Source organism: Paraburkholderia sp. USG1 (assembly GCF_031570135.1).
GTDB lineage: Bacteria > Pseudomonadota > Gammaproteobacteria > Burkholderiales > Burkholderiaceae > Paraburkholderia > Paraburkholderia dioscoreae.
In genome coordinates, this window is record NZ_JAMWXW010000005.1 from 87,928 (window position 1) to 114,743 (window position 26,816).

Annotated in this window: 23 protein-coding genes and 1 pseudogene; 18 read left to right on the forward strand and 6 right to left on the reverse strand. The window is 62.0% G+C overall.

Translation table 11 applies throughout. The features are described from left to right. Positions 1-168 precede the first annotated feature (168 nt). From NE850_RS08550 to NE850_RS08585, 8 genes are all read left to right on the forward strand, one after another. Positions 169-1,152, forward strand: coding sequence for an ABC transporter substrate-binding protein (locus NE850_RS08550; RefSeq protein WP_007178276.1), 984 nt, complete (start codon positions 169-171; stop codon positions 1,150-1,152). 8 nt (positions 1,153-1,160) lie between these two features. Beyond that, positions 1,161-2,024 (forward strand): ABC transporter ATP-binding protein, encoded by an 864-nt coding sequence (locus NE850_RS08555; RefSeq protein ID WP_007178275.1) that lies wholly within the window; start codon positions 1,161-1,163, stop codon positions 2,022-2,024. Next, positions 2,021-2,779 carry an ABC transporter permease gene (locus NE850_RS08560; protein WP_007178274.1) on the forward strand — a complete coding sequence of 253 codons (759 nt, stop codon included), beginning with the start codon at positions 2,021-2,023 and terminating at the stop codon, positions 2,777-2,779. Before NE850_RS08555 ends, NE850_RS08560 begins: the two co-directional genes overlap by 4 nt. Then, on the forward strand, positions 2,776-3,552 hold the full coding sequence (locus NE850_RS08565) for an ABC transporter permease (protein ID WP_310698640.1): 777 nt from the start codon (positions 2,776-2,778) through the stop codon (positions 3,550-3,552). The genes NE850_RS08560 and NE850_RS08565 overlap by 4 nt, the downstream gene beginning before the upstream one ends. A gap of 13 nt (positions 3,553-3,565) precedes the next feature. Then, the gene (locus NE850_RS08570) at positions 3,566-4,456 is read left to right on the forward strand and encodes an isocitrate lyase/PEP mutase family protein (RefSeq protein ID WP_310698641.1); all 891 of its coding nucleotides are present in this window, start codon (positions 3,566-3,568) and stop codon (positions 4,454-4,456) included. After that, the gene (gene leuC, locus NE850_RS08575) at positions 4,453-5,877 is read left to right on the forward strand and encodes a 3-isopropylmalate dehydratase large subunit (protein ID WP_007178271.1); all 1,425 of its coding nucleotides are present in this window, start codon (positions 4,453-4,455) and stop codon (positions 5,875-5,877) included. The genes NE850_RS08570 and leuC overlap by 4 nt, the downstream gene beginning before the upstream one ends. Further along, positions 5,874-6,494, forward strand: a complete 621-nt coding sequence (gene leuD / locus NE850_RS08580; RefSeq protein WP_007178270.1) for a 3-isopropylmalate dehydratase small subunit — start codon at positions 5,874-5,876, stop codon at positions 6,492-6,494. The genes leuC and leuD overlap by 4 nt, the downstream gene beginning before the upstream one ends. 84 nt (positions 6,495-6,578) lie before the next feature. Continuing rightward, complete coding sequence (locus NE850_RS08585; protein WP_310698642.1) at positions 6,579-7,484, forward strand: isocitrate lyase/PEP mutase family protein; 906 nt, start codon at positions 6,579-6,581, stop codon at positions 7,482-7,484. Positions 7,485-7,603: 119 nt separating this feature from the next. Here NE850_RS08585 and NE850_RS08590 read toward each other — a convergent pair whose 3' ends face one another. The 4 genes from NE850_RS08590 to NE850_RS08605 all read right to left on the reverse strand — a co-directional run bounded on the left by NE850_RS08590 (position 7,604) and on the right by NE850_RS08605 (position 9,165). Then, a complete protein-coding gene (locus NE850_RS08590) occupies positions 7,604-7,810 on the reverse strand; it encodes a hypothetical protein (protein WP_007178268.1) in 207 nt (68 codons plus the stop codon). Positions 7,811-8,126: 316 nt separating this feature from the next. Further along, entirely contained in the window at positions 8,127-8,336 is a 210-nt protein-coding gene (locus NE850_RS08595) for a hypothetical protein (protein ID WP_007178267.1), read from the reverse strand. 183 nt (positions 8,337-8,519) lie between these two features. Continuing rightward, positions 8,520-8,804, reverse strand: coding sequence for a hypothetical protein (locus tag NE850_RS08600; protein ID WP_165189333.1), 285 nt, complete (start codon positions 8,802-8,804; stop codon positions 8,520-8,522). Between the two features lie 88 nt (positions 8,805-8,892). Beyond that, a complete protein-coding gene (locus tag NE850_RS08605; protein WP_007178265.1) occupies positions 8,893-9,165 on the reverse strand; it encodes a hypothetical protein in 273 nt (90 codons plus the stop codon). Positions 9,166-9,580: 415 nt separating this feature from the next. Here NE850_RS08605 and NE850_RS08610 point away from each other — a divergent pair, with 415 nt between their 5' ends. Then, a complete protein-coding gene (locus NE850_RS08610) occupies positions 9,581-11,731 on the forward strand; it encodes a serine/threonine protein kinase (protein ID WP_165189330.1) in 2,151 nt (716 codons plus the stop codon). A 76-nt stretch (positions 11,732-11,807) separates the two neighbouring features. On the opposite strand, the gene NE850_RS39420 is transcribed toward NE850_RS08610, so the two are convergent. Both NE850_RS39420 and NE850_RS39425 read right to left on the reverse strand, forming a co-directional pair. After that, positions 11,808-12,488 carry a formylglycine-generating enzyme family protein gene (locus tag NE850_RS39420; protein WP_405044815.1) on the reverse strand — a complete coding sequence of 227 codons (681 nt, stop codon included), beginning with the start codon at positions 12,486-12,488 and terminating at the stop codon, positions 11,808-11,810. Positions 12,489-12,944: 456 nt separating this feature from the next. Further along, positions 12,945-13,772, reverse strand: a pseudogene (locus tag NE850_RS39425) (caspase domain-containing protein); the annotation flags it as partial. A 367-nt stretch (positions 13,773-14,139) separates the two neighbouring features. Here NE850_RS39425 and NE850_RS08620 point away from each other — a divergent pair. The 9 genes from NE850_RS08620 to NE850_RS08660 all read left to right on the forward strand — a co-directional run bounded on the left by NE850_RS08620 (position 14,140) and on the right by NE850_RS08660 (position 26,814). After that, positions 14,140-14,646, forward strand: coding sequence for a DUF4399 domain-containing protein (locus NE850_RS08620; protein ID WP_007178262.1), 507 nt, complete (start codon positions 14,140-14,142; stop codon positions 14,644-14,646). A 47-nt stretch (positions 14,647-14,693) separates the two neighbouring features. Then, complete coding sequence (locus NE850_RS08625; protein ID WP_007178261.1) at positions 14,694-15,128, forward strand: DUF4399 domain-containing protein; 435 nt, start codon at positions 14,694-14,696, stop codon at positions 15,126-15,128. Between the two features lie 283 nt (positions 15,129-15,411). Next, positions 15,412-15,693, forward strand: a complete 282-nt coding sequence (locus NE850_RS08630) for a hypothetical protein (protein ID WP_007178260.1) — start codon at positions 15,412-15,414, stop codon at positions 15,691-15,693. Positions 15,694-15,960: 267 nt separating this feature from the next. Continuing rightward, complete coding sequence (locus NE850_RS08635) at positions 15,961-17,382, forward strand: efflux transporter outer membrane subunit (protein WP_007178259.1); 1,422 nt, start codon at positions 15,961-15,963, stop codon at positions 17,380-17,382. A 229-nt stretch (positions 17,383-17,611) separates the two neighbouring features. After that, positions 17,612-20,194 (forward strand): FHA domain-containing protein, encoded by a 2,583-nt coding sequence (locus tag NE850_RS08640; protein ID WP_165189310.1) that lies wholly within the window; start codon positions 17,612-17,614, stop codon positions 20,192-20,194. Next, positions 20,172-21,545 carry an HlyD family efflux transporter periplasmic adaptor subunit gene (locus NE850_RS08645; RefSeq protein ID WP_007178257.1) on the forward strand — a complete coding sequence of 458 codons (1,374 nt, stop codon included), beginning with the start codon at positions 20,172-20,174 and terminating at the stop codon, positions 21,543-21,545. The genes NE850_RS08640 and NE850_RS08645 overlap by 23 nt, the downstream gene beginning before the upstream one ends. Positions 21,546-21,582: 37 nt before the next feature. After that, complete coding sequence (locus NE850_RS08650) at positions 21,583-22,335, forward strand: peptidylprolyl isomerase (RefSeq protein ID WP_007178256.1); 753 nt, start codon at positions 21,583-21,585, stop codon at positions 22,333-22,335. A gap of 67 nt (positions 22,336-22,402) precedes the next feature. Then, a complete protein-coding gene (locus NE850_RS08655) occupies positions 22,403-25,459 on the forward strand; it encodes a peptidase domain-containing ABC transporter (protein ID WP_007178255.1) in 3,057 nt (1,018 codons plus the stop codon). Further along, entirely contained in the window at positions 25,459-26,814 is a 1,356-nt protein-coding gene (locus NE850_RS08660; protein WP_007178254.1) for a sigma-54-dependent Fis family transcriptional regulator, read from the forward strand. The genes NE850_RS08655 and NE850_RS08660 overlap by 1 nt, the downstream gene beginning before the upstream one ends. Positions 26,815-26,816 lie beyond the last annotated feature (2 nt).

The following is a 26,816-nucleotide window of genomic DNA, read 5'->3' on the forward strand; positions in this document are numbered from 1 at the left end:
ATCGTTCTGTACTTTTGAAGATTTAATGCATACATTAACTTACACAGTGATCGGGCAAAGATCGATCTGATCAACTCGTTCGCTGACCCGTCACCGGCGTCACGGCGCGCGGCGGCATAACGAAAATGACGGACGTCAACCGTCAAATCGTGGATGGAGACACACCACATGGATGCGATACGCAAAGTCGTGCGGGGTATCTGTCTGGGCGCGACGCTGACGCTTGCGAGCGTCGGCGCTCACGCCAGTTCGCTGACGGTGACGCACTGGGGTGACGGCATGTACGGCGTGCCCTTCGCCGTCGCGCTCGACAAAGGTTTCTTCAAGGAAGAGAAAGTTGATGTCACCGGTTTCATTACATCGGAAGGCGGCGGAACGAGCATTCGCAACGCGATGGCTTCCGACATTCCGTATGGCGAGGTGGCGTTGCCGGCGGCCATTGCGGCGGTGAAGCAGGGAGTCGATCTGACGATCGTACACGGGGGCGTGCAGAGTCTCGGCGATCTCGTCTGGGTCGAATTGAAGCAGGGCTCGATCACCGGCATCAAACAGATGAAAGGCAAGACGATCGGCTATAGCAGCCCCAAATCGACGACCGACATGATCTCCACGATCGCGCTCGACCGCGTCGGCCTGCTCGGCCAGGTGCAGCGCAAACCGGTGGGAAGTTCGAGCGGAATGCTGACGTCGCTACAGCAGGGTGCGATCGATGTCGGCTACATGACCGAGCCGTCATATAGCGCAAAGAAAGACGGATTGAGAATTGCGTTTCGCTCGAACGACGTGGTGCCGAATGAAACGCAGACCGTCGGCATTGTCCGCACCGATTATCTGAAGGCGCATCCCGACGTGATCCGCGGCATTATCGCAGCGCGCCGCAAGGCCGTCGTCTACATGGCGGCGCATCGCGCCGAGGCCGCACAGATCCTCGCCAAGGAGTACAAGATGGACCCGGCGGTCGCCGCGTCGGCGATCAACAACGTGCTCGACGCCGATCCGAAATACTGGAGCGAAGGCAGCTTCGACTACAAGGGCATGGACGAGGTACTGAAGGGCCTCGTGTTGGTCAAGGCCATTCCGGAAGGTCCATTCGACTGGCCGAAGATCGTCGATGAATCGATGCTGCCGGCCGATCTGCGCAGCAGGAAGTGAGGCCTTCGATGAGCGCGCTATCCCGCCATAAAGCCAATATCTCGGTGGTCGCTCCGAGTACGCTGTCGCCCGACGGAAAGCGCATTCAGGCTACGCTCACGGACGTCACCCGAATCTATCAGGGCAGCCAGGGCAAGCCGCCGTTTCATGCGCTTGGACCCGTGAGCCTCGAATTGCGGGTCGGCGAGTTCTTCTCGGTGGTCGGTCCGTCCGGCTGCGGCAAGTCCACGCTGCTCGACGTGCTGGCCGGTCTGAACCCGGCGAGCGGCGGCACGGTGACGTTCGAAGGCAAGCCGGTCGGTGCGGAAGTGCCGGACGGCGTGGCCGTCGTGTTTCAGGAAGACGCGAGTTTCCCGTGGCTCAATGTATTCGACAACGCGGCGTTTGCCGCGCGGCAGGCAGGCGTCGCGGAAACGGAAGTGCGTGAGCGGGTCGATCACGCACTGTCGTTCATGGGCCTGAAATCCTTTGCCCGCGCCTATCCGGCACAACTATCGGGCGGTATGCGCCAACGCGTTTGCATTGCCCGGGCAATGGTCGTGCGGCCGCGACTGATGTTACTCGACGAGCCGTTCGGCGCGCTCGACCAGCAAACGCGTCTTCTGATGGGAGACGAAACCCTGAAGCTGTGGCGCGACACCGGCGCGACCGTCCTGCTGATCACCCATTCGATCGATGAAGCCGTGTTGCTGTCCGACCGCATCGGCGTGATGTCTGCGTGTCCCGGCCGTTTTATCAGAACGATAGAAACCGGGTGGCCACGCATGCGCGACAGCACCACCGCGCTCGACGCGCGCTTCGGCGAACTGACGGCGCAAGTGTGGGGCCTGTTGCGCGAAGAAGCATTGAAAGCGCTGGGGAGCCAGCAATGAATACCGCCGCACGCTGGCGGCTCGGCCTGGTCGTGGGACTGATCGTCTTGCTGGAGATTGCGAGCCGTGCGGCGTGGATCGATCCGATCTCTTTCATTCCGCCGTCGCGAATGGTGGTGAGCGCCGTTCAATTGCTGTTGTCGGGCCAGTACACGACGGACATTCTGCAAACCCTCGGCAGCGCATTGCTTGCCGTCGCGCTGGCGGTGGTGGCCGGCTTCATCGGCGGCGTGCTGCTGTTCCGGTTGCCGCGCGTCAGGCGCGTGCTCGATCCGCTGTTGCTCTCGTATTACGCGGTGCCTGTGTTCGTGCTCTATCCGATCCTGATCGTCGTACTCGGTTTGAATCGCTGGCCGCTGGTGGGCATCGGCTTTCTGTTCGCGGTCGTCGCGATGGCGGTGAATACGCTCAACGGTCTGGAACGCGTACCGCGCGTGCTGCTGCGCACGGCTCGCGTGTGCCGTCTGAATACCTTCGACGAAATCCGCTTGATCACGCTGCCGTCGAGCCTGCCGTTCGTTTTCACCGGCATCAAGCTCACGGTCGTCTATGCGTTCATTGCGGTGGTGGCGGGCGAATTCGTGCTGTCGGGCTCGGGCTTCGGTTATCAGATCGCCTTTGCCTACAACAACTTCGACAATCCGACCATGTACGGCCTGATGGTGCTGATGCTGCTGTTCGTCAGCTCGCTCAACGCGTTGCTGCGCACGGCCGAAGCGCGGTTATACCGGCGTATCCGCAGGGAGGCCGTATGAGCACGATCGTCGTTGCACATACCGTCAGGCCGCGGCATACGCGACGCTGGCTGGACGGCGTCGTTCTGATCGTCGTGCTGGCCGTGCTGTGGCAGGTACTCAGCGAAATGCTCGGTCCGGACGCGATTACGACTCCGTTGCGCACGCTCGAACGTGCGGTGCATATCGTCAGCGACCCGGATTTTCCGGCGAGTCTGTACGTGACCGCATTCGCGTTCGGCTCCGCGTTTCTGATCTCGGCGATCGGCGGCGTATGTCTGGGCATGCTGCTCGGCGCGCGCAAACTTGCCGGCGATGTGATGGAGCCGCTGATGATGGGCTTCTACTCGATTCCCAAAGTCACGCTATATCCGGTCGTATTGCTCGCGTTCGGTCTGGGCCTGTGGGCCAAAATCGTGTTCGGCGTGATGCACGGGATCGTGCCGATCACGATCTTCACCATGAATGCCGTGCGCAATATGCCGCCGATCTATACGCGCGCGGCGCGGACCTATCGTCTGAGTCCTTTTGCGTTCGCGCGTCATGTGCTGCTGCCCGCCTGCGTGCCGGAAGTGGTCGCCGGCTTGCGCATCGGCTTTTCGCTGACGCTGCTCGGCACGCTGATCGGCGAAATGTTCGCGTCGCAAAGCGGCATCGGGCACATGCTGATGATCGCGATGAACCGCAGCGAGACCAGCACGATCATGGCGCTCGCGCTGATGCTGTTCGTTTTCGCCACGCTCGTCAATCTGCTGTTGCTCGCGTGGCAGCGGCATCTTACCCATAGCACCTGAGCAGGAGAGTTCGATGAGCACTTCCGGGAAGCTGAAAGCGATTCTCAAGAGCGGGCGCTTTGTCGTCGCGCCCGGCGTATTCGATATGTTCTCGGCGCGTGTCGCCGACCGCCTGCCGTTCGAAGCGCTGTACATGACCGGATATGGCGTCTCCGGCTCGTATCTCGGCGTCGCGGATGCGGGCCTGGTCAGCTACGCCGATATGGTGGGACGTGCGCGGCAAATTGCCGAGGGCACCGGCAAGCCGTTGATCGCGGACGCCGACACGGGTTTCGGCGGCTTGCTCAATGTGCGGCATACGGTGCGCGGTTACGAAGCCGCGGGCGTGCAGGCGATCCAGATGGAAGACCAGGTGATGCCGAAAAAATGCGGCCACACCCAGGGCCGCCAGGTGGTGCCGCTGAACGACATGCTGAAGAAAATCGAAGTCGCGCTCGAGGCGCGCCGCAGCGACGACATGCTGATCATCGCCCGAACCGATTCGCGCACTACGCTCGGCCTCGACGAAGCGATCAGGCGCGGCAAGGCGTTCGCGCGTGCAGGGGCGGACATCGTTTTCGTCGAGTCGCCGGAAAGCGCCGAGGAATTCGAACGGATCGGCGGCGAGCTCGCCGATAGCGGCGCATGGGTGTTCGCCAATATGGTGCCGACCGGGCGCTCGCCGGTCGTGCCGATCAGCACGCTGAAGGAATGGGGCTTCCATATCGCGATCTATCCTTCGATCGGCATGGCGGCGGCTACCGCTGCGCTGGATAACGCCTATCGTCATCTGCTCGATCACGGCGACTCGCTCGAACTGCAGGTGCCGTCGTTCACGATGGACCAGTTGCATGAACTGGTCGGCTTTCCGGAGGTGTGGGAGTTCGAGAAGCGTCACGCACAGAGCAGCGAGACGGCATCATGAATGCGCCGCGCACGCTGTTCGACAAGCTGTGGAACAGCCACACGATTGCGAATCTGCCGGGCAGCGCCGATCTGTTGCAGGTGGATCGCAATCTGATGCATGAGTTGACCGGGGTCGAAGCGGTACGTGTACTCGAAGCCCGCCATTTGCCGGTCAGCAACCCCGAGTTGACGTTCGCGACGCTCGATCACGTGATCTCCACGCGACCCGGCCGCCAGGCGGGTGATGCGGACTGGAGCACGACAATGGTCGACACGCTGCGCGAGCAGATGGCGCAGCACGCCATTCCTCTGTTCGATATCGGCACCGAAGGCAGGCAGGGCATCGTCCACGTGATCGGACCGGAGCTCGGATTGTCGCTGCCGGGCACGCTGATCGTCTGCGCCGACAGCCATACCTGCACTCACGGGGCGTTGGGTGCGCTCGCGTTCGGCATCGGTTCGACCGAACTGGTACATGTGCTGGCGACACAAACCGTACGCCAGAAGAAGCCCAAAACGATGCGGATACGGTTTAAAGGCAGCGTCGCCGAGGGCGTCACGGCCAAGGACATGATCCTCTACGTGATCGGCGCGCTCGGCGCCGGCGCGGGTACCGGCTACGCAGTCGAGTTCGCTGGCGAGGCGGTCGAAGCGCTCTCGATGGAAGCACGTTTGACGCTGTGCAATCTGACGATCGAACTCGGCGCCAAGTTCGGCTTCGTCGCGCCCGACGAGACGACTTTTGTCTATCTGCGTGGACGTCCGTATGCACCGCAAGGCGCGAGCTTCGAGGCGGCGCTGGAAGACTGGCGCCGCTTGCCGACGGACGACGGCGCGCACTTCGATCGCGAAGTGGAGATCGACGCGGCGGCGATCGCGGTGCAGGTCACCTGGGGTACGAGCCCCGAACACGTGATCGCGATCGACGCCGCCGTACCGGATCCAGGCAACGAGTCCGATCCCGCGCGCCGTGAAGCATTGCAACGGGCGCTCGACTACATGGGCGTGCACGCGGGGCAGCATCTGGATGAGCTGGCGGTCGATCGCGTGTTCATCGGATCGTGCACCAATAGCCGCATCGAAGACTTGCAGGCGGCCGCGCGCATCGTGGCGGGCCACCATGTCGCCGAAGGTGTGACCGCGTGGGTGGTGCCGGGGTCGTTGAGCGTTGCGCGAGAAGCGGAGGCACAGGGTCTCGCGCAGATATTCCGCACGGCCGGCTTCGAATGGCGCGAGCCCGGCTGCTCGATGTGCGTTGGTGCGAACGGCGACGTGGTGGGGCGTGGCGAGCGCTGCGTATCGACGTCGAATCGCAACTTTGTCGGCCGCCAGGGGCCCGGCGCGCGCACGCATCTGGCGAGTCCGGCCGTGGCGGCGGCGAGCGCTTTGGCCGGTCACATTGCCGCGCCGACGTCGTCGTATGCGGGAGCCCCATCATGAAAGCGTTCACGGTGGTCAAAGGTCCGGCCGCGTCGTTACCGCGCAACAACGTCGACACGGATCTGATCATTCGCATCGAAAGAATTTCGCAACTCGTGCGAGGCCAGCTCGGCCCTTGGCTGTTCGAGACGTTGCGTTATCGCGAAGGCGGTCCGGAGCAGGGAGAACGCGAAGATTTCGTGCTCAACCAGCCAGCGTTCCGGCACGCCTGCATTCTGCTCGGCGGCGTGAACTTCGGCTGTGGCAGCTCGCGCGAAATGGCGGTGTGGGCGCTCGAAGAGTTCGGCATTCGTTGCGTGATCGCACCTTCATTCGGCGACATTTTCTTCGCCAATTGCCTGCAAAACGGGCTGCTGCCGATCTGTCTCGACGCCGCGTCGATCGCGACACTCGCTGCGGTGGCCGCTGACGGCACGCCGCTCGAAGTCGATCTGCGCGCCCTGCAAATCCGCGCGGACGGACTTGAACCGATGCCGTTCGAGTTCGACGCCGCGCGCCGGGCGGTTCTGCTCGAAGGACTCGACGAGGTCGATCAGACGTTGCGTCTGGCCGACGATATCGACGCGTTTCGCCGCACGGACCGCGCCAAACGCGCGTGGGCTTACATGCCGCGATAGGCCGCCGCCCGCGTCGAACGCGAATGGGTCGCCTTCGACGCGGGCGTGAACATCGCCCGATCTGACTTGACAGGGAGAAGCACTGTGAGCCGTTCTGCACGTTTCAGGGAGTTGTTGAAGTCGCCGCCTTTTGTTTGCCTCGGCGCGCACGATGCCGTGACCGCGATGCTCGCCGAACAGGCGGGCGCCAAAGCGATTTACGTGAGCGGGTTTGCAGCATCGGCAATCGTGGCCGGGCAGCCGGATGTCGGTCTGTTGACGCAGACGGAGATGTTCGAGCATATCCGCCGTATTTGCCGGGTTACATCGCTGCCGGTATTCGCCGATGCCGACACCGGTTACGGCGGCATCCTCGACGTGCAGCGGACGATCCGTTTGTGGGAAGAAGCAGGCGCTTCGGTGCTGCATCTGGAAGATCAGGCGGTGCCGAAGAAGTGCGGCCACTTTGCCGGCAAGCAGGTGATTCCGAAAGAGGAGATGCAGGCAAAATTGCGGGCCATGCTGGCCGCGCGAACCGATCCCGACTTCTTCGTGGTCGCGCGAACCGACGCGATTGCCGTGACGGGTCTGAACGATGCGATCGAGCGGCTCGCGGCCTACGCCGAAGCCGGCGTCGACGGTCTGTATGCGGACGCGCCGGAAAGTATCGAGCAGATGCAGGAAATGGTGCGCAGATTGAAGCCGCTCGGCAAGCCGATTCTGTTCAACATGGCACGCTCGGGCAAGAGTCCGTATCTGACGCTCGACCAGGTGTACAAGCTCGGCTTCGACTATGCGCTGTGCCCCATCGAACCGATGTTTGCGATGCACAAAGCGGTCAAGGAGATGATGGAAATCTTCATGCGCGAAGGCTCGACCGATTCAGTCGCGGACCGGATGACTTCCTTCGAGGATTTCAACCGCTTTGTCGGTCTCGACGAAGCGGTGGCCGAAGAGGCGTCGTTCAATGTTGTGGCCTCAACGCCTCGGAGTAAGGCCGACGCTGCCTGAAATGGGTTGAACTATCGGCAAGCGCGCTTCTGTCAGACCATTCACCACATCAACTGGACAGGCCCCCTCCACGGTGACGTGAAGGGGGCCTGTTTCCAATTGCGGACATCTCGCGCGTCCTACAGGTAGGTTCCGCTAATCCGTCCTTCGAAGATGGCGGTATTGATCGCAAAGTCGTCGACGTGCGCTTGCGAGCCGCCGTCGACAGTGACGACGACGGAACGGCCGCCGCGCAGAGTTTTCATCTGCGCGGCGGTGAGCGTCATTTCGTCATGTGTGTGATCCGCGGAGCGCGGCAGGTCTTTGACGACGAGTGAGGATTTCATGGTGTTACTCCTGAAGGTGGATGAGCGAGCACGGTGCGGTGCTCAGCCATTCTTCTGCAAGGGGTATGCCAAATTGCACGCGATGAGCGAGGAAATCATATGCGAGGCGGCAACGCAAGGCCAGCAAGGCAGAGACGCCATGCGTTCGCCGAACATGAAGCCCGGACAACGTGACATGCAACGGAAGTGTTCGGCGAGGCCCGACCAACCGCGTGCGGGTTGTCGGCTTGCGCCGCTCCACGGTTCGCGAAAGCAAACGGCACGCGTGGATAACGCGTGCCGCTGTTGTGAATATGCGGCGCGGGAACCGTGCGCGCTACGGTTTGCGCTGCATGGCCGCCCGTGCAATCGTCTGGTGCGCAGTGGGGAACCCGGGAGGGTATTCGACGACGCGTGCCGAAGCCGGCACCAGCGGCACGGCCCCATTCAGCCGCGCGCCGATACGAGCACCGCCGACGATAGCCGTCATTGCCTGCCGGTCGAGTTCGACGCTGTCGGTGAGATCCCTGATGATGAGCTTTGCCATAGTGACTCCAGGAAAGAAAGCGAGCGGCATGCCGGCGTGAATCGCCGGCTGCCGCCCGGGTGTGTCGTGAAATGTGCTGAGGTCTCCTCGCACAATCAGTATAGGAAATCTGTGCGCCGCTTGCCGGCCGGAGACGACCGGCCGGCCGTAGCGGGGCCCCCCGGCCCCCGCCACGTTGAGCGGTTACACGTTGGCGTAGTTGGCGCCCCAGAGCGACGGGCTGACGTTCAGGTGCAGCGGCACGAAGCCCGCGCCGATCACGCCGACGTTGTTGAGTGCGGCGACGTTGACGTATTGCATCTGGTTGAGGTTCTGGTTCACCGAGACATTGACGTTGGCAATGCCGCTGAGGCCGGCGACCGAAGGCAGGCCGGGCACGCTGCTGCCGGTGCCGCCGGCCACCGCCGACATGGCGCGGCGGTCGAGCTCGCGGGTGCCGGACAGATCGCGAATCATGAGGGGTGACATGGTGCTTCTCCAAAGGTGCGCGCAGGACGCGGGTAGGCGGCGGGAAGTGAGGCGCACCGGGAAGGCGGGCGCCTCGCCGCGTCGCGTATTACACGTGGATGTTGTTGCTCGTCGAGAGGTAGGGGTTGACCGTCGAGCTGATGCCGGAGGCAAAGGCGACGTTGTTGCCGTTGGCGTTCTGCAGGTTCAGCTCGTTGTTGATGAGCTGGGTGGCATCGACCTTCTTGCTGTTGTTCGGGGCGAAGACGGGGCTGAAGTTGTAGTAGGAGGTGGAGGGGCCGAAACCGCCGCGCACGGCGCTCATGGCTTTGCTGTCGAGTTGTTCGGTGATGGACAGGTCTTTGATGGTCAGCGTGTTCATGGTGAATCTCCTGGAGGTAAGGGTGAGGCTGTCGGGGTTGGTTGCGAGCAACTTGTCTGCTCGGGATTCACTAATGCACGGGCTGTGCCAGATTTATTCAAGGCTCCTGATAAAGTTTCAGGAAGCTCGCCGCATAAGGATTTCGAGGCATGGGACCGGCTTGGTGAAGACGTGATGCCGTGCGGGCGAGATGACCGGTTGACGGCTTGCACCCGACAGGCCACGGCACGCTGTTGGATATCTCACGACACCGGCTCACTGCGCGACCAGCGGGCCAATCCTGGTTTGCGAAAGCACGGACCTGGAGCTAGTATCGAAGCGGCACATGTAACTGATTACGACAGGTTCTCTATCGGCCGAAGAGGCTTGGGTCGCGTGCGATCCGGTCCAACGGCAGCGGCGGTGCTTCGCACAAATGGCTAGCCTTGCGCGTGTGATTCACGACTTTCAGAACGGCGAGCTGTCCCGTGACGAGTTCGTGGCTCAACTCGACAGCACGTTGACCACCGAAGGACTCGGCCCCACGCAGCTGCTGGACATGCTTGGCGCAGCACATCGCAAAGCGCCGCTACCCGACGATCTTTATGTGGAAGTGCGGCGGCGCATCGAGCAGTTGCGCGTCTCGAACGTGGCGGCGGGCGGCGAGGAAACCGGCATCCAGACCACGGTCGACATTCCGTCGCTGCGCCCAGCGAGCGTCGGCAGTGCAGGCAGTGCACCCAATGCGGCTGGCACCGGCGGCGCGGCGGCACACGACCAGATCAAAGGCACCGGCGATACGTTGAACAACCGTTTCGTGCTCGAAGAATGCCTTGGCGTCGGCGGCATGGGCACGGTGTACAAGGCGCTCGATCTGCGCAAGCTCGAAGCTTCGGATCGCAAGCCATACCTCGCGATCAAGGTGCTCAACGTCCAGTTCCGCGGCAACCCGAATTCGCTCGTCGCGTTACAGCGCGAGGCACGCAAGGCGCAGGTGCTCGCGCATCGCAACATCATCACGGTGTACGACTTCGACCGCGACGGGCCGATCGTTTATCTGACCATGGAGTATCTGTCCGGCAAACCGCTCAGCCAGTTGCTGCGCACGCCGGGCTATCAGGGCATGCCGGTGCGCGCGGCACTGCCGATCGTGCGCGGCATGAGCAGCGCGCTCGCTTATGCTCACGAACGCGGCTTCGTGCATTGCGACTTCAAGCCCGCCAACGTGTTTCTCACAACGAATGCCGAAGTGAAGGTGATCGATTTCGGCATCGCCCGCGTGTTTCAGCGTCCGGAAGAGGAGAGCGACGCGACCGTCTTCGATCCCGGCAGCCTCGGCGCGTTGACGCCCGCCTACGCCAGCCCGGAAATGATCGAGCACCGCGAACCGGACCCGCGCGACGATATCTACGCACTCGGCTGCATCACGTATGAACTGCTGACGGGGCATCATCCGTTCGACCGGTTGTCGGCCACGCAGGCCCGCAATGCTGATTTCAAGCCGCAGCGGCCCGCCAATCTCGACGCGAAACAATGGCGCGCGCTGCGTGCCGCGTTGTCGTTCGATCGCAATACGCGCATGCCGAGTGTGGAGCGCTTCATCGCCGAGTTCGATAACGAAGCCCGCGCGGAGAAATCCGGCACGCTGGCGAAGGTGGGGCTCGCGAGCTTCGCGGTGGTGTGCGCCGCGGCGGTCGGTGTATTCGCGTTCCGCTCGGCGCCGAACCGGCAGACCGAGCCGCAGACGGAGGCGGGCGCTTCGCAGAGTCCGGCGGAGCAGGCGGCTTCTTCGTCTTCGTCTTTGTCGTCTTCGGGTGAGGCGGTGTCGGCGCCGGTTGCGGCGCCTCCGGCAGGTCCTGTCGCGGTGGCGCCCGCTACGACTCCTGCGCCACCGCCCGCGCCCAAGCCCGCGCTGACTCTAGCCACCGTCACGTCCGCGCTAATGCAGGCGCCCTGTTCCGCACTGTCCGCTTCGGTGCAGGATCACTCGCTGACGGTGCGCGGTTACGTCTCGCAGCGTTACGGCGCGGCGCGTCTGAAGGACACGCTGGCGGCGCTGCCGGGCGTCGATACGGTGACACTTGCAGTCGAGCCGCTCGCCGACGACAAGTGCGACACCGTCAAGGCGCTCGCGCCCTACTGGATTGACAACATGCAGACCGGCCACGCTGCGGCCTTGCACGTGAGGCCGCCCAGCGGTCAATTGAGCGACGGCGATCCGCTGGTCGTCGACGTCGCCACGCCGGGCTATGACTCGTATGTGAACCTGGACTACTACCAGCTCGACGGCAGCGTCGTGCACATGGTGCCGAGCCCGCGCGCCAAGGACAATCAGGCGCCGCCGCATTACACCGCCACCATCGGCAGCGCCGGCGACTGGATCATCTCAAAGCCGTTCGGATCGGAGATGGTCGTGCTGCTGATTACGCCTGCGCCGCTATTCGACAAGCCGCGGCCCGAAAGCGAATCGCGCGCCGAATATCTGCGCGCGCTGGACACGCGGCTCACACAGATCGGCAGCAAATATGGCCGCGATCATATCGTCGCCGATTTCGCGCCGATTACGACAAAGCCACGCTCGCCTTGAGCATGGAGCGTGGAGAGCGTCGGCGTGGTTTGCCGGTCTGCCGTGAATCGGCGGCAGATCCGACAAGCCACCCACGTCACTTGAGATCCTTGACGACCCGAAAGCCGTCTTGCGACTGGCGCACGCCCGAGCTGTACTTGAAGCGTGTCGCGCTGAGCATATAGCCGCCGCCTTCTCGCCACGAACCGCCGCGAATCACGCGCATGTCGCAGCCTGGGTTGTCCCACGCGTGGCCATCGGCGGGGGCGCCCTGGTAGGAGTTGTGCCAACAGTCGGCGGTCCATTCCCAGACGCTGCCATTCATGTCGTACAGGCCGAGCGGATTTGGTGCGAACGAGCCGGCCGCCTCAGGTCCTTCCTTGTGCCACGGGTCGCCGCAGTCCTTGCAATTGGCGTTGCCCTTGCGCATCTGGTCGCCCCACCAGTAGGCGGTCGTGGTGCCGCCGCGATCCGCGTATTCCCATTCCGCTTCGGTGGGCAGGCGGTACGGTTTGCCGGTGGTCCTGCTCAACCATTTCACGTATTGCTGCGCGTCGTCCCAACTGAGGTCGCGCGCCGGCGCGGCTTTGCTAGTGTTGCTTTCGGGTGTGAGCTTCTGGCAGGCATTGGCGGCGACGCACGAGTTCCACTGATCGACCGTCACTTCGTACTTGCCGATCGCGAACGGCGCGCCGATGGTCACGTGATGAACGGGCTTTTCGGAAGGATCGTCGGTACTGCTGCCCATCGAGAAAGAACCGGCGGGCACGGCGATCATGATCGGACAGGTGGCGCAATCACGGCTTTCACCGGCAACCGGCGCATGCGTGACGGGCTTTTGCGCGACTGTCGCCGCAGGTGGCGTGGCCAGCGCGGGAGCGCTTGCGGTGGGTTTGGGCGGCGGCACACTGGGAGGCGGCGCTGGCCGCGCGGCTTGCGGAGCCGGTGCAACTGACGGCGCAGCAGGCGTGGCCGCGGACGGTGCATTCGACGTCGCTGCTGCGCGTAAGCGGTCGATGCGCGCATGAGCGAGCGTGGCGAAGCGGCCGTTCGGATAGGCCTTCAGATACGCCTCATAGTCGGCCGGGTAATTGCTGTCCTTGATCGAATTCCAGAACGTGATTTCGTATTGTTCGCTGCTGTCTTTCGGCAAAATACCTCTGCTATGCAGCGTGACCACGGGATCGTCACGAATGGCGGACGTCGCATCGGCCGTCAGCAAGGTCTGCGGAAGCGATGAAGCAAGCCAGGGCGTTTGCTCACCACCAGTCACGTCGCGCACCTGCGCCGCGACGCGTTGCAACAGATCCGCCAAGGCTTGCGACGGAGCGCTGTCGAGCGCGTGCAGCCATGCATTCGTGTAGACGCCATGACGCGCGCCGTCCGCTGCAAAACCGCCGGGTGCGGTTGCGTATGCAACCACCGTATTGCCTGGAAGCGCAGACGTATTGCCGGTCACGTCCGCCGAGAACGGATTGTTCAGACACGTATCGAGAATCACGAGATTGAGTTGACCGTCACGCGGCGCGCGCATTGCCTGCAATACGGCGTTCAGATCGACGCCATTGCTTACCGCCGCAGCTGGCGAGCGAGCGTCGAGTCCTGCGGGGATGAGCAATGTTTGCGGGCCGATCCGCATGCCGTGTCCCGCGAAATAAAAGAGGCCGACACCGCCGCGCCGCAAGCGCGCATGGAATTCGCCGATGACTTGCCGCATCTGCTGCGGCGTCGCATTCGTGCGCATGATGACCTCGAAGCCGAGCGTTTGCAGCCTGTCACGCATGGCTTCGGCATCGCGCGGGGCGTTCTCGCGCAGTGCATCCACTTGCAAGTCATTGCGGTCCCTGCGATCCGCACCATACGCGCCATTACCGATCACCAGCGCGATACGTGGAGAAGGCAGCTTGCCCCGCTGTGGCGCGAACGGGGTGAGCGGCACAGCGTCCATCTTCTCCGCGCTCGCGCCTCGCTCGGCACTGTCACGTTGCGGCGCCGCATCCGCACTGCCCCAATGCGCCTGAATCGCCCCGGCCATGCACACCAGCATGAATATTCGCCACATCTTCACATCCTGTTTGTTCCGGACAGAACATAGGCAATCGAGCACCGCGCCACTCGCAGCAGTTGCTGGAGTCAATCGCGCGAAGCATCGACGCCGCTATCGACCATCCATCTGCAACCTCTTAATAACGATAGCACGCGCTTTGCGCGTCACAACTGTCGGCGTGCCCCGAATGCGTCATACGGTTAACGAGCGTGGCGTATCTTTTTGGCAAGTTACGACCTAAGCTAATTCACAAAGTGAGGCGGCGCGTCGTTTTAACTAGGGCGGCCGTCCAACCGCGCGAGCGCCCGCGATATCCAGCCGGAACGCCCGGCCTGCCTCGTGCAGCCGGGGTGGCCATGACCATTCTTCGGGAGAGTGCGCTATGCGAAGAAGAACCGTTACCCCCGTTGTTCTCGATGTGCGTCATGAATCGAATGCGCATCGCGAGGCACGGCGCAAGGCGTTGCGCGCGACGCTCTTCCTCGTGTTCGGCAACATGTTGCCGAGCGCCTTCGCGCTCGCCGATCAAACGGCTTCGCCGCCGGGTGCCGAGGAGTACATCATCTGGCCGCCGGACGGCGCCGTGATTCACGGTGGCAAGCTGTGGGTGCGCATGGGGCTACGGAACATGGGCGTGTGCCCGAAGGGTGTCGTGTTCCCGAACTCCGGCCATCACCATCTGTTGATCGACACCGACCTGCCGGCGCTCGATCAGGAAATCCCGTCAGATCGCAATCACCTGCACTTCGGCGCGGGCGAGACGGACGCGCGTATCGAATTGCCACCGGGCAAGCACACGCTGCAACTGATTCTCGGCGATCACAACCATGTGCCGCATGTGCCGCCCGTGTATTCGAAAAAGATCACCATCACCGTGCTAAAAGACTAGCGCGATCCGTTCGTTCAAAGCGGGTCCGTGAGAACGGAGAGACCTTCATGTACAAGATCATCGCGGTCGCGGCACTCGCCATGTCGGCGGCTTTGGCTTCGCCGAATGTCGCCATTGCGGGTACGACGCCGGCACCGGCCGGCGCCTATGCGTATATCGGCTATCCCAACGACGGCCAGGTCGTACCGGCCAACAAGCCGTTCAAGGTGTGGTTCGGCCTGCGGTACATGGGTGTGGCGCCCAAAGGCGTCAAGTATCCGAATACCGGCCACCATCATCTGCTGATCGACACTGATTTGCCGCCAATGGATCAGGAGATTCCGTCCGATCGCAATCATCTGCATTTCGGTGCGGGCGAAACGGAGACCATGATTCAACTCCCGCCAGGCAAGCACACGTTGCAACTGTTGATGGGCGACGACATGCATGTCCCTCACAATCCGCCGGTGTACTCGAAGAAGATCACCGTCATTGCGCGATGACGCAACGCGCGGCGTGACGCCCCAGCGTCCCGGTGTTACGCCGCAACCAACAGCTCCGCGCGAATTGTTGGCTGAGATCCACCATCTTCCGCGCGGCGTTTGACCGCTCTGCTTCAGATTCGTCCGCGCACCAACCGCGCAACCCTTTATCTACAGCGTTCCGGAAAATTTCTTAGGATCGGAAAGCAACTCTGGCACAGCCCATGCATTAGTGACAGTCGAGCAGACAAGTTGCTCGAACCCAACCGCAAACTGTGCAGTATTCCCTTCCAGGAGATTTACCATGAACACGCTGACCATCAAAGACCTGTCCATCACCGAACAACTCGACAGCAAGGCCATGAGCGCCGTGCGCGGCGGCACCGGCTTCTATCCGTCGTCGTCGTACTTCAACTTCATGCCGGTGTACGCGCCGAACAACAGCAAGACCGTCAACGCCACCCAACTGATCAACACGCAGATGGACATCCAGAACGCCAACGGCAACAACGCAGCGTTCGTCGCTGGCGTCACGACCACGATCGATCCGCACGTGAACGCAAGCAACAACATCAGCGTGCACTAAACGGCACAGGCCGCCGCGGAGGCCCTGGCGCCTCCGCGGGCTCCAGACGGCCCGCTCCTCAAAAAGATTTCACAGCCAATCGTTCTTTCCACGCGACCCCCGCGTCACCGCCCGATTCCCGCGCCGATCTTCCCGCATTGCTTCGATGGTGAAGCTGCGCAGGAGATGCTTTACTTGAAGGTTGAAGGGCGCGTTCTGCTCGTGCAATGAAGTGGGCGTCATCGGAGACACATCGTGTCAGCGTTGCTTTCATCAGTTCGTCAGCGCATGTTCCGCAAGACCTCGGCGCTGCGCTGCGTTTGGGCGGTAACTGCGTGCGTGCTTTCGCTGTCGGCCTGCATCGATGTCAGCATGCCCGACTACAAGCGCCCCGACACACCGGCCAAGGCGTCCTGGTCGGATCAGAAGGGCGCACCCGTATCCGCTGCCGCGACGATCGAACCCGACTGGTGGAAAGGCTTCCACGATCCCTATCTCGACACGCTGATCGCCAGGGCGATTGCCGGCAACTTCGATATCAAGGTACTGGCCGCGCGTATCGACGTGGCCGGCACGCAGATCGGCGAAGCCAAAGCCGGCGCCTTGCCGACCATGGATCTCGGTGCGGGCGCCGATTTCGAAAAGACCACGCACCAAACCTTCGCCAAGCAGTACAACGTCGCGACGCAGGTGAACTGGGATATCGATATCTGGGGCAAAGTCGAAAAAGGCGTGCAGGCGCAAAAGGCGGAATTCCACGCCAGCGAGGCCGACTGGCGCGCCGGCTACCTCGAACTGGTATCGAATGTTTCCAGCACCTATTTCCAGATTCTTCAATTCGACGACCAGATCGAGCAGCAGCAGAAAACGCTCGAAACGAACCGCCAGATCCTCACGATTTACGACGGCCAGCGCCGCAACGGCCTCGTGCCGCAAACGCAGGTATTGCGCCAGCAGGCGGAGATCAACCGCCTGACCAATCAGTTGCTCGATCTGCGCCGTTCGCGCGCGCTCGCTAACAACGCACTTTGCACGCTGATCGGCGTGCCGGCGGGAGAGTTCCAGATGGCCAAGGGGCATTTGCAGCAGCGCGTGCAACTGCCGCCCGTGCCGGACGGCCTGCCGGCGCAACTGCTTGCGCGGCGTCCCGACGTGGTGGCCGCCGAGTTCAGAGTGCTCGAAGCCTACGACCTGGTCGGCCAGGCCAAGCTCGCACAACTGCCGAGTATCAGCCTGACCGGGCACGGCGGCACAGCGAGTTTTGCACTGACCGACCTGCTGAAGTCGTTCACATACGGCTTCATGCCCAGCATCAACATTCCGCTGCTCGATCCCGGCGTGCGGGCGCATGTGAAAGTCACGCAAGCGCAATCTACGGTTGCCGAACAGCAATATCGCGTGGCGGTGATGGGCGCGTTCGAGGAAGTGGAAAACGCGCTGGTCAATGTGAATTCGCACAAGGAACAGCGCGTGGAGTTGCAGCAGGAGGTGTCGCGGCTGCAAATCGTGGCGGACCAGATCCAGTCGCAATTGCGGCTCGGCGTGGTGTCTCAGCTGGAGGTCTTCGAAACCGAGCGGACCTTGCTGGAGGCGCAGCAGGAACTGCTCGCCAACCATCAGCAGATTCTGTCCGACACGGTGCTGCTTTACAAAGCACTGGGCGGCGGCTGGCCGAGCGTGGATGTGCAGGCACAAGTAAAGGAACACTGAGCTAATCCGTAACGTGGCGCGCAGCAGGGGGTATTTCGGCTGTATCTGACGCACTCGTTGCCTTCATAACTGACAATCGAAAAATTGACACTCGCCATGTGTGACTTACAATCTTTAAGGAGCCCGCTCATGCACGGCTCACTCGAACCATATCTTTCCGCCGTAGTCCTTCGTCCCGTTTCCGTTGCGCACCCAGCGCAACGGGTAAACGCTTAGTGATCCAGATAAAATGGCCGCCGGCGAAGCTCCGATTGCTGAGATGCGCGCGACTGAAGGCGCTGCGTTCGACGTGGTGTTGTCGCCGGCTGCGTCCGCGCAACGTCCTGCGCTCGACGCGATCAGGATCGTCGACAACCTGTTCGCAATCGGGCGCAGCGAGGCACCATTTACCGACTATCCGGCGGAACGGATTGCGCGCCTGTCGCGCCGTCATGCGCGGATTTTCATGGAACATGGCGCGGTGTACGTGGCAGACCTCGGCAGTAAGAACGGCACGACGGTGAATGGCGTCGCGGTGCGGCAAACACCGGCACGCGTGCGCGCCGGCGATGAACTGTGCTTTGGCGACGAGCTCTGCTACCGGGTGAGCATCGAGCCGCGCGCGCGTATCGTCGCGGCCGCCGGTTCGGCCGTCGCGCCGGGACTGCTGCTGGTGCCGCAGCGGGACGATCTCGGCCTGCAACTCATCGAGGTGCAGGCGTTTCCGTTTCTCGTCAGCAAATCGGACGACGTCTTTTCGCGCTACAAGGACCGCTATCCGCATCAGGTCAATTACATTTCGCGGCGACACGCGCATATCTTTCTGAAGGGCGGCGAGCTCTACGTCGAAGATCTCGGCAGCACCAACGGCACATTCGTCGGCGGAAAGCGGCTGGACGAATCCGCGTTGCCGCTCGTAGAGGGAGACGTCGTTGCATTTGGCGGAGATCACTTCGTCTACAGGGTGACGCTGCAGAAGACCCCTGAAGTCGAGCCCACCGTGACCCAGCTATTCCTCAATCCGGCCGCCGCTGAAGCTGCCGATCCTGACAAGACCACCTTCGTCGGCGCCGCGCATTCTTTCCTCGACATCTTTTGCGTCGATCCAGGCCTGCAGCGTGAAGACGAAGTCAACGAGGCGGCGCAGCCTATTTCCGCGCATGGGAAACGCGATACGCCGACGGGTACGGAAAAGGGAGCGAACGGAACGAACGGTGCGAATGGTGCGAACGGAGCCGCCCATGCGGGAGCGGCGAAACGCAGGCCGCAACGTTGGCGTTTGCTCGCGGGTGAACTCGGCAAGGCCTTTGCGATCGGCGATCGCGCGAGCGTGCGGCGCATCGCGATTTGGGGCGGCGTCGGCTTGGTGGCGCTGATTGCGATTGCATCGACGCTATATATGCGCGGTTCGTCGGAGCGCGAGTTGAAGAACCTGCTGGCCAACGGCGATTACAGCAGCGCGGTGACCACGGCAACGGGCTATCTGGCGAGCCATCCCGCGGACACGAAAGTCAGCGCGCTAGCGAGTGAGGCGCTGTTGAAGGCGAAACTCCCCAACTGGCTGAACGTGCTGGAAAAGGCGCAGTTCGATCAGGCCGACGCACTGCTCAACGAAATGAAGTCATTGAGCGCGAACAATGCGGATGCGGCGTCGCTGATTAGTGAATTGCAATGGGTCGGCGATCTGGAGCGCTTCGTGGCGGGACGCGGTGGCATGGATGCGCCGATTCGCATGTACACGGACGAGGGCACGATCGGCAACCTCCTGCAACGCTGGGAAGACGACGCGAAGAGTCACCAGCGCGCGCTCGACCGTATCGCTTCTTATGTACCCGTATTCGCCGACCCTTATGCGCAGGCGCTGAGCCATCTGCGCAAACTCGAAAGCGACGATTCGGTCTACCTCGCCGCGATCGATCGCCTGAACGGGACGATTCGCACCGAACTGGCGCGCGACAAACCCGACGCGCTGCCACCCGTGCTCGACGATTACGCGCAGCGCTACCCGCGTCTCGCGGGCATTGACCGGGTGCGTCAGGATTTGCGCCAATACACGGACTTGCTGAATGCCGCGCTGAGCCGGCAATTGGCACCGTTGGTCGCCATGCTGAAATCGGCGCATTTCGGCACGCCGCCTTTTCAGGCGCAGTTTCAACAAATGGCGGCCAGCCGTTTGCCTTCCCCTGACGTGATTGCGCGCCATGACGCGGTGACGGCGGCATGGCAGCACGGCGACTCACAGCAGGCGCTGGCCGGTTTGCAGGCCATGCCCGCCGGGCCGTGGTCCGATGTGCTCACCGCCGAGCTGGCGCACAAGAAAGCCCTGCTCGATCAATACGCGAACCTGCAAAAGACGCGCGCCGACAAGGATTACGACCAGCGCCTGCTGTCGTTCTACGCGAGCCTCGATCCTGCAACGGACGTGTGGTTTTTGCAGTCGATCCAGAAAGACGTAGCCGCGTTGCACGACAAGGCACTGGCGCGTGCGCAGGATCTGCTGTTGCGCGCGCAGAGCCTGTGGAAACAATATCGCGCGGGCGGATCGATCGGCGGAACGCAACGTCTCGAAGCCGGTATTTCGCCGGGATTTCGCAGCGAGGCGCGTCTGCTTTCCGATGCGCAAACGTCGGCGCAACAGGGCATGCGTATTTACACGCAACTGAAGGCCGATCATCCCGCCGACTTCGACCGTCTGCTTGCGGATATCGAAGCCGAAGCGAATTTGCAGCGCCGTTCGCTGACGGAACTGCGCATGGTGCTGGATCCGGGACTTCTGAAAGCGAAGCTGGCGTTGATCGGAGGCGAGCAGAGTGAAGCGCGACAGTCACCCTAGACCGTTGTCGGAGGCGCTGGAAGATCACAGCGTCGAGGGCATTGCGATTCTCACGGCGGAGCCCGTGCGGATTGCGCGCGCGCTGATCTGGGCGATGGTCGCGCTGGTCGTGGTGGGACTGCTGTGGTCGTTCGTGGGGCGTGCGGATGTGATCGTTAGCGCGCAAGGCACCCTGTCGCCGGAATCGGAGGTGCGCCGGATCTACGCGCCGATCGACGGCGAGCTTGCCGATCTGTATATCGCCGAGGGGCAACCCGTATCGAAGGGCGACGTGCTGGCGCGGTTGAACGCGCGCGGTGCAATCGAGGCCGCCAGCAACGCGTTGCAAGCGCAACTCAAACTGGAAGACGCCGAGCGCGACTGGAAGCAGTTCCCTGAGAAGAAAGCGCTGATGGAGCGTAAAGCGGCCGCGCTCAAGGCGCAGATGGAGGTGGAAGCACACCAGCACGAAAATCGCGTCTCCGAAGGCACGACCAAACTCGCGGAAGGGCAGAAGGCCGAACTCGACGAAGCGCGCAGCGTGCTCGACAATGCCCGGCGCACGCGTGAAGCGGCGCGCCAGGAATTGGACCGCTACTCGCGGCTGTTCGCGCAGCCGGGCGGAGGCGGTATTGCCGAATTGCAGGTGGAGCAGAAACGCACTGCGGCGATGGAAGCGGATAACGCGTACCGTGTCGCGCAATCAAAACTCGCGGAGCTGGATTTCCGCCTGAGCCATGAATACGCACAGGCGAATGCGCAACTGGAAACCAGTGGCCAGCAGACCACCGACCTGCAGCTTCAATACGATTCGGCGGTGCGCGACATTACCGACGCGGAAGACAAGTTGCGCCTGCAACTGCAAAGTGCGCGGCTGGTGTCCGAGGCGGCCGCGCGGATTCGCTTCGAGAACATCGACAAGGATAATTTTCTGCTGATCCTCGCGCCGGTCTCGGGCGTCATTACCGACGTGACCTCGACGCAGCGCGGCGACAAGATTCAGGCGAACGCGCCGCTCGGCGGCATTGCGCCGAAAGACGCACGGCCCGTGCTGAAAATAGAAATTGCCGAACACGATCGCGCTTTTTTGCACGAAGGCTTGCCCGTCAAGCTGAAGTTCAACGCCTTTCCCTATCAGCGCTATGGGCTGATCAACGGCACGCTGGCCTATATTTCCCCGGCCACCAAGCCGTCGTCGACGGACAAGCAGCCGGTCTACGAAGGCCGCGTCACGCTCGACAAGGATTACTACCAGATTGCCGACACGCGCTATCCGTTGCGCTACGGCATGACGGCAAGCGCCGAGATCGTGGTGCGCGAGCGCCGCCTGATCGACCTGGGTCTCGATCCGTTCAGGCAGGTAGCGGGTTGACCGCGCGGATCACACGTCAATTAAAGGAGCGGATGAAATGACCGCGATAGTGCGAATCGATGACGAAGTCGTGGACGTGAGCGAGTTCATTCGCCTTCTGAAACTGACCGGCCAGTTCGAAAGCCTGATCGAGCAGATCGTGCGCGACAAGCTCACGGTTCACGCGGCGAAGAAGCAGGGCATAACCGTGAGCGCCGACGAAATCCAGCAACGCGCCGATCAATTCCGCCGCGTGCGCGGCTTGCATCGCGCGACGGATATGAATCAGTACCTCGACGCGCTCAACGTCAGTCTCGACGAGTTCGAGGCTTTCATTACCGACGGACTGTATCAGGAGAAGATGCTCGACGAGATCGGCAACGAGGCCGCTATCAAGGATTACTTCGCGCTGAATTCGCCGAAATTCGACGCGATCGAGGTGAGCCATATCGTGCTCGACAGCGAGGGCAAGGCGAAGGAAATGATTTCGTATCTGCACGACGATCCCGACAGTTTTGCCGACATGGCGCGCGAGCACTCGATTGCGGATACGCGCGAGGCGGGTGGCGTGATCGGCAAGGTGCTGCGAGGCTCATTGAAGCCGGATATCGAAGCGAAGATTTTCAACGCGGCTGTGGGCGACCTGCTGGGGCCGTTTCCATCGGCGGATCGCTCGTGCTTCGAGATTTTCGCCGTCACGGCCAAATATCCCGCGACGCTGGACGCCGACGTGGCCGCCGAAGTCAGGCGGCTGTTGCGCGAAAGCTGGCTGATCGCACGTGCGCAGGAACACGTGATCGAAGCGCGCTAGTCCGTTCGCGCCCTGCATGCCGCATTGAAACAACGCCACGACACGCCGATTCGAGGTCCGCAAGCACATGGATGCACCCCAGACCGCGCCCTCCGCAGCCGAGTTTCTGACCTCGGTGGAGATCCTTTCGCCATTTTCGCGCGACGAGATCGAGCGTCTTGCCGAATATGCGCAAGCGCGCTTCTATTCCTTCGGCGAAACGGTCTGCTCCGCGGGCGAGACGGCCGACGGGCTATACGTGGTTCGCTCGGGTTCCGTGCGGATTTTCACGGAGGAGCACGGCAAGGAAACCAGCATGGGGGTGCGCAAATCCGGCGAGATCTTTGCCGATATCGCGATGCTGCGCGCCTATGTTCACGAAGCGTCGGTGCGGGCGTCGGCGAAAACCGAGTTGCTGTTCATTCCGCGTGCCGCGATCGAGCCGGTGATCGCCGGCAATCAGGCCGCGCTGGCGTTCGTCGCCAGTTATGTGGCAATCAACTCCGCGGGCGGTTTCGTCGCGCAACTGTTCGATCTGCGTGGCAAGCTGAACAAGGCGGAACTCGAAGAGTATGTGCGCAGCGTCGGTGTGAAGCGGGTCGCAGCCGGCAAGGAGATTCTCAAGCAGGATGGACGCGAGGACCGGCGGTTGTATGTGGTGCGGCAGGGCCAAGTGCGTATTGTCCGGCACGAGGAAGGTCGTGACTACACGCTCGCCACGCTCGGCGAAGGCGAGATATTCGGCGAGAAAGCTTGCCTGATGCGCCAGGAGCAGATGGCCTCGGCTGTCGCGACGACCGATACGCGGCTACTGGTGATTCCTGAGCGCACGGTCCACTTCATTCTCGAACGCAATCCGAAGTTGCGCGAAGTACTCGACGAGCGGATTCGTTACGGCGACCGCGAATTGCAGCGGCAAAAGCGGCTCGAACAGCGGCGCAAGCTGCCGCTCATGCTCGATCTGCAGACCAAACCCGAGTTTGGCGAGAAGGTGATCAAACGCTTCGCGCTGGTCGAACAGGCCGAGGAAATGGACTGCGGCGCGGCATGTCTTGCGATGATATGCCGCCACTACAGCATTCCGATGACGCTCGGCAAATTGCGCGAACTCGCCAACGTCACCACTCAGGGCGCCACGCTCGACAGTCTCGCGCGTGCGGGCGAGTCGCTTGGCTTCACAGCGCGCGGCGTGCAATGCACGTTCGATTCGTTGCGCGGCTTCGACCTGCCGTTCATCGTGCACTGGGAGGGCTACCACTATGTCGTGGTGTATGGGCTTTCAAAAGATTATGTGTGGGTCGCGGACCCGGCGGTCGGCTTCAGGAAGATGACCGTCGAAGATTTCGAGCGCGGCTGGAGCGGCACCTGTCTGCTGTTTGCCGGCGGCCCGAATCTGCTGCAAATGTCCGCCGCGCGTTCGCCGTGGATCCGCTTTGTCGGCTACCTCACGCCGTACAAGAAGATTCTCGGCCACCTGTTTCTCGCCACCTTCGTGATTCAGGTATTGGGCGTGATTCCGCCGCTGATTATCCAGAACATTCTGGACGGCGTGATCGTGCATCAGAATGTCAGCCTGCTGCATCTGCTGATTGGCGGCTTGATTATCGCCAATGTCTTTTCGCAGTTGATGTCGTCGATTCGCGCCTATCTGGCCAATTTCATGGTGCGCAATATGGACTTCGCGATGATGTCGCAGTTCTTCAGGCACACCCTGTCGCTGCCATTCTCGTTTTTCGCCAAGCGCAAGACCGGCGACATTTTCGCGCGCTTCCAGGAGAACCAGACGATCCGCGCTTTCCTGACCGAATCCACAGTCACCACGGCGCTGAACCTGCTGATGGTGTTCATCTACTTCACGATCATGTTCGTCTACAACGTGAAGATGACGCTGGTGTTGATTGCGTTCGTCATTCCGATCATGGCGCTGACCGCGATCGCCACGCCTAAGATCAAAGGCTATGCGCGCGAAGTGTTCACCGCGTCGACCGAATCGAAGTCGTTTCTGATGGAAGCGCTCGCAGGTGTCGAGACCATCAAGGGCATGGGTATCGAGCGGCCGGTGCGTTTGCGTTGGGAGAAGAAGTACGCGAAGGCGCTCGAAGTGCAATATCGCGCGCATGCGTTCAACATTCTCGTGGGACTCGGCAGTCAGTTGCTGAATGCCGCGACCACGATTGCGATTCTCTGGGTCGGCGCGAATCTCGTGCTGGCGCGCGAAATGACGATCGGCCAGTTGATCGCGTTCAACGCGTTCATGGGCAGCGTACTGGGTCCGTTGATGGGCCTGGTCGGCTTGTGGAGCATGCTGAATGATGCCGGCGTGGCAATGGAACGCCTTGGCGATGTACTCGATATCGAACCCGAGCAGAAGCCTCAGGATCTGCCTTCGCGTGTGATGCTGCCAGAACTCCAGGGCGAAATCAGTCTGAGCGGCGTTTATTTCCGCTACGGCGAAAACGACTCGTCGTACGTGCTCGAAAACATCAGCTTCGATATCAAGCCGGGTGAACTGGTGGCGATAGTCGGGCGCAGCGGTTCGGGCAAGACCACGCTCGCCAAGTTGCTGGTCGGCTTCTACACGCCAACCGAGGGCAAGATGACGATAGACGGTTACGATCTCGGCGTGGTCGATAAAGCCTATTACCGCGCGCAGATCGGCTATGTGATGCAGAGCAACCTGCTGTTTTCCGGCACGATTGCCGAGAATATCGCGAGCGGAGACGATGCGCCCGATCGGCGCCGCATCGAGGAAGTGGCGAAGATGGCCGACGCGCACGCGTTCATCAGCAAGATGCCGCTCGGCTATGAGCAGATTGTCGGTGAGCGCGGAATCGGTTTGTCGGGCGGGCAGATCCAGCGGTTGTGCATTGCGCGGGCGCTGTATCACGATCCGCGGCTGCTGGTATTCGACGAAGCGACTTCGGCACTGGACTCGCAATCGGAAAGCAATATTCTCGGCAATATGCACGACATCCTGAAAGGCCGCACGGCGGTGATCATCGCGCATAGACTCAGCACGATCATGCGTGCGGACAAGATTCTCGTGCTGTACGAAGGAGCGATTGTGGAACAGGGCCGTCACGAAGAGCTGATTCAGCGCGGCGGTATGTATTACCAGTTGGTCCAGAAACAGTTGAGTGCGTGATGATGAAGATACTCGACCAGATTGAAGAGGCCAGTCCCGCAATTTCGTATGCGGGGCTGATCGAGCGGATCGAGATTTTGCGCTCCACGTTGCGCTGGTCGTCGCGGCTGGAGCGCGCGGACATCGACAAACTACTCCGGCAAGCCACCTCGCTACGCGACGAGGTGATGCAACTGTCGCACAAGGAACGTTTCGTGCAAGCGGCAGTGGCCGCCGAGCCCCAGGAGCGTGTCGATCAATCGCGCGGCGCGCGGCGCAAAGCGCTACTCGAACGCAGCTTCATTTTCGAGGGGACTTTCGGCGACAATCCGCGTTTGCTCGAATCGCTCGAAATCGCCGAGAAAGCGGCGCCGACCGATCTACCCGTGCTGATCGACGGCGAAAGCGGCACCGGCAAGGAGCTGATGGCGAAGGTGATTCACGCCAACGGCTCGCGCGCCGACAAACCGTTTATTTCCGTGAACTGCGGCGCGATTCCCGACAATCTGCTGGAGTCGGAACTGTTCGGACATCGCAAAGGCGCGTTCACGGGGGCTTCGAGCGACCGCAAGGGGAAATTCGAAAGCGCGCATACGGGTACCATTTTTCTCGACGAGATCGGCGAATTGCCGCTCGCCGGCCAGGTGAAGCTGCTGCGCGTGCTGGAAGCGCATGAGATTCAGCGCGTCGGCTCCGATGAAACAATCGCGGTGGATACGCGCATCGTCGCGGCGACCAACCGCAATCTGCGGCAACTCAGCGAAGAGGGCAAGTTTCGCGAGGATCTGTTCTACCGGCTCAGCGTGATTCATGTCACGCTGCCGCCGCTGCGCGAGCGTCGCGATGAAATCCCATTGCTGATTGCGTGGTTCGGCGATGAAGCCGCCGGTACGTTGAAGCGCAGGCCCGTGCGAATGACGCCGCGTCTGCGGGACTTTCTGCTCAACTATGCGTATCCGGGCAATATCCGCGAACTGCGCAACGTGATGTATCGCGTGTCGTGTCTGGCCGGCGATATGGCCGATATCGATCACTTGCCGCTGGACATGCGACCGGCGGCGCCCGGAGCGGCGTCGTCGTTTAACGCCGCGACTGCCACGGGGCAGGAACCAATCAGCGTGACGAACCTGATGTCGTTGAGCGACGCCAAGCGTGCCGCCAGCGACGACGCCGAAAAAGCCTTTCTCGAGCGCGGCCTTCGCGAAGTGAGCGGCACGGTCGCGGAACTGGCTCGCCGTATCGACATGAACCGTTCGCATCTGCAGATGCTGCTGAAGAAGCATGGTCTGCATTCAAAGGATTTCCGCAACCGCAATCAGCCGGCCGCGAACAGGAACGGCGCGGACGACCATGACGACGAAGAAGGCGAGACGTAAGC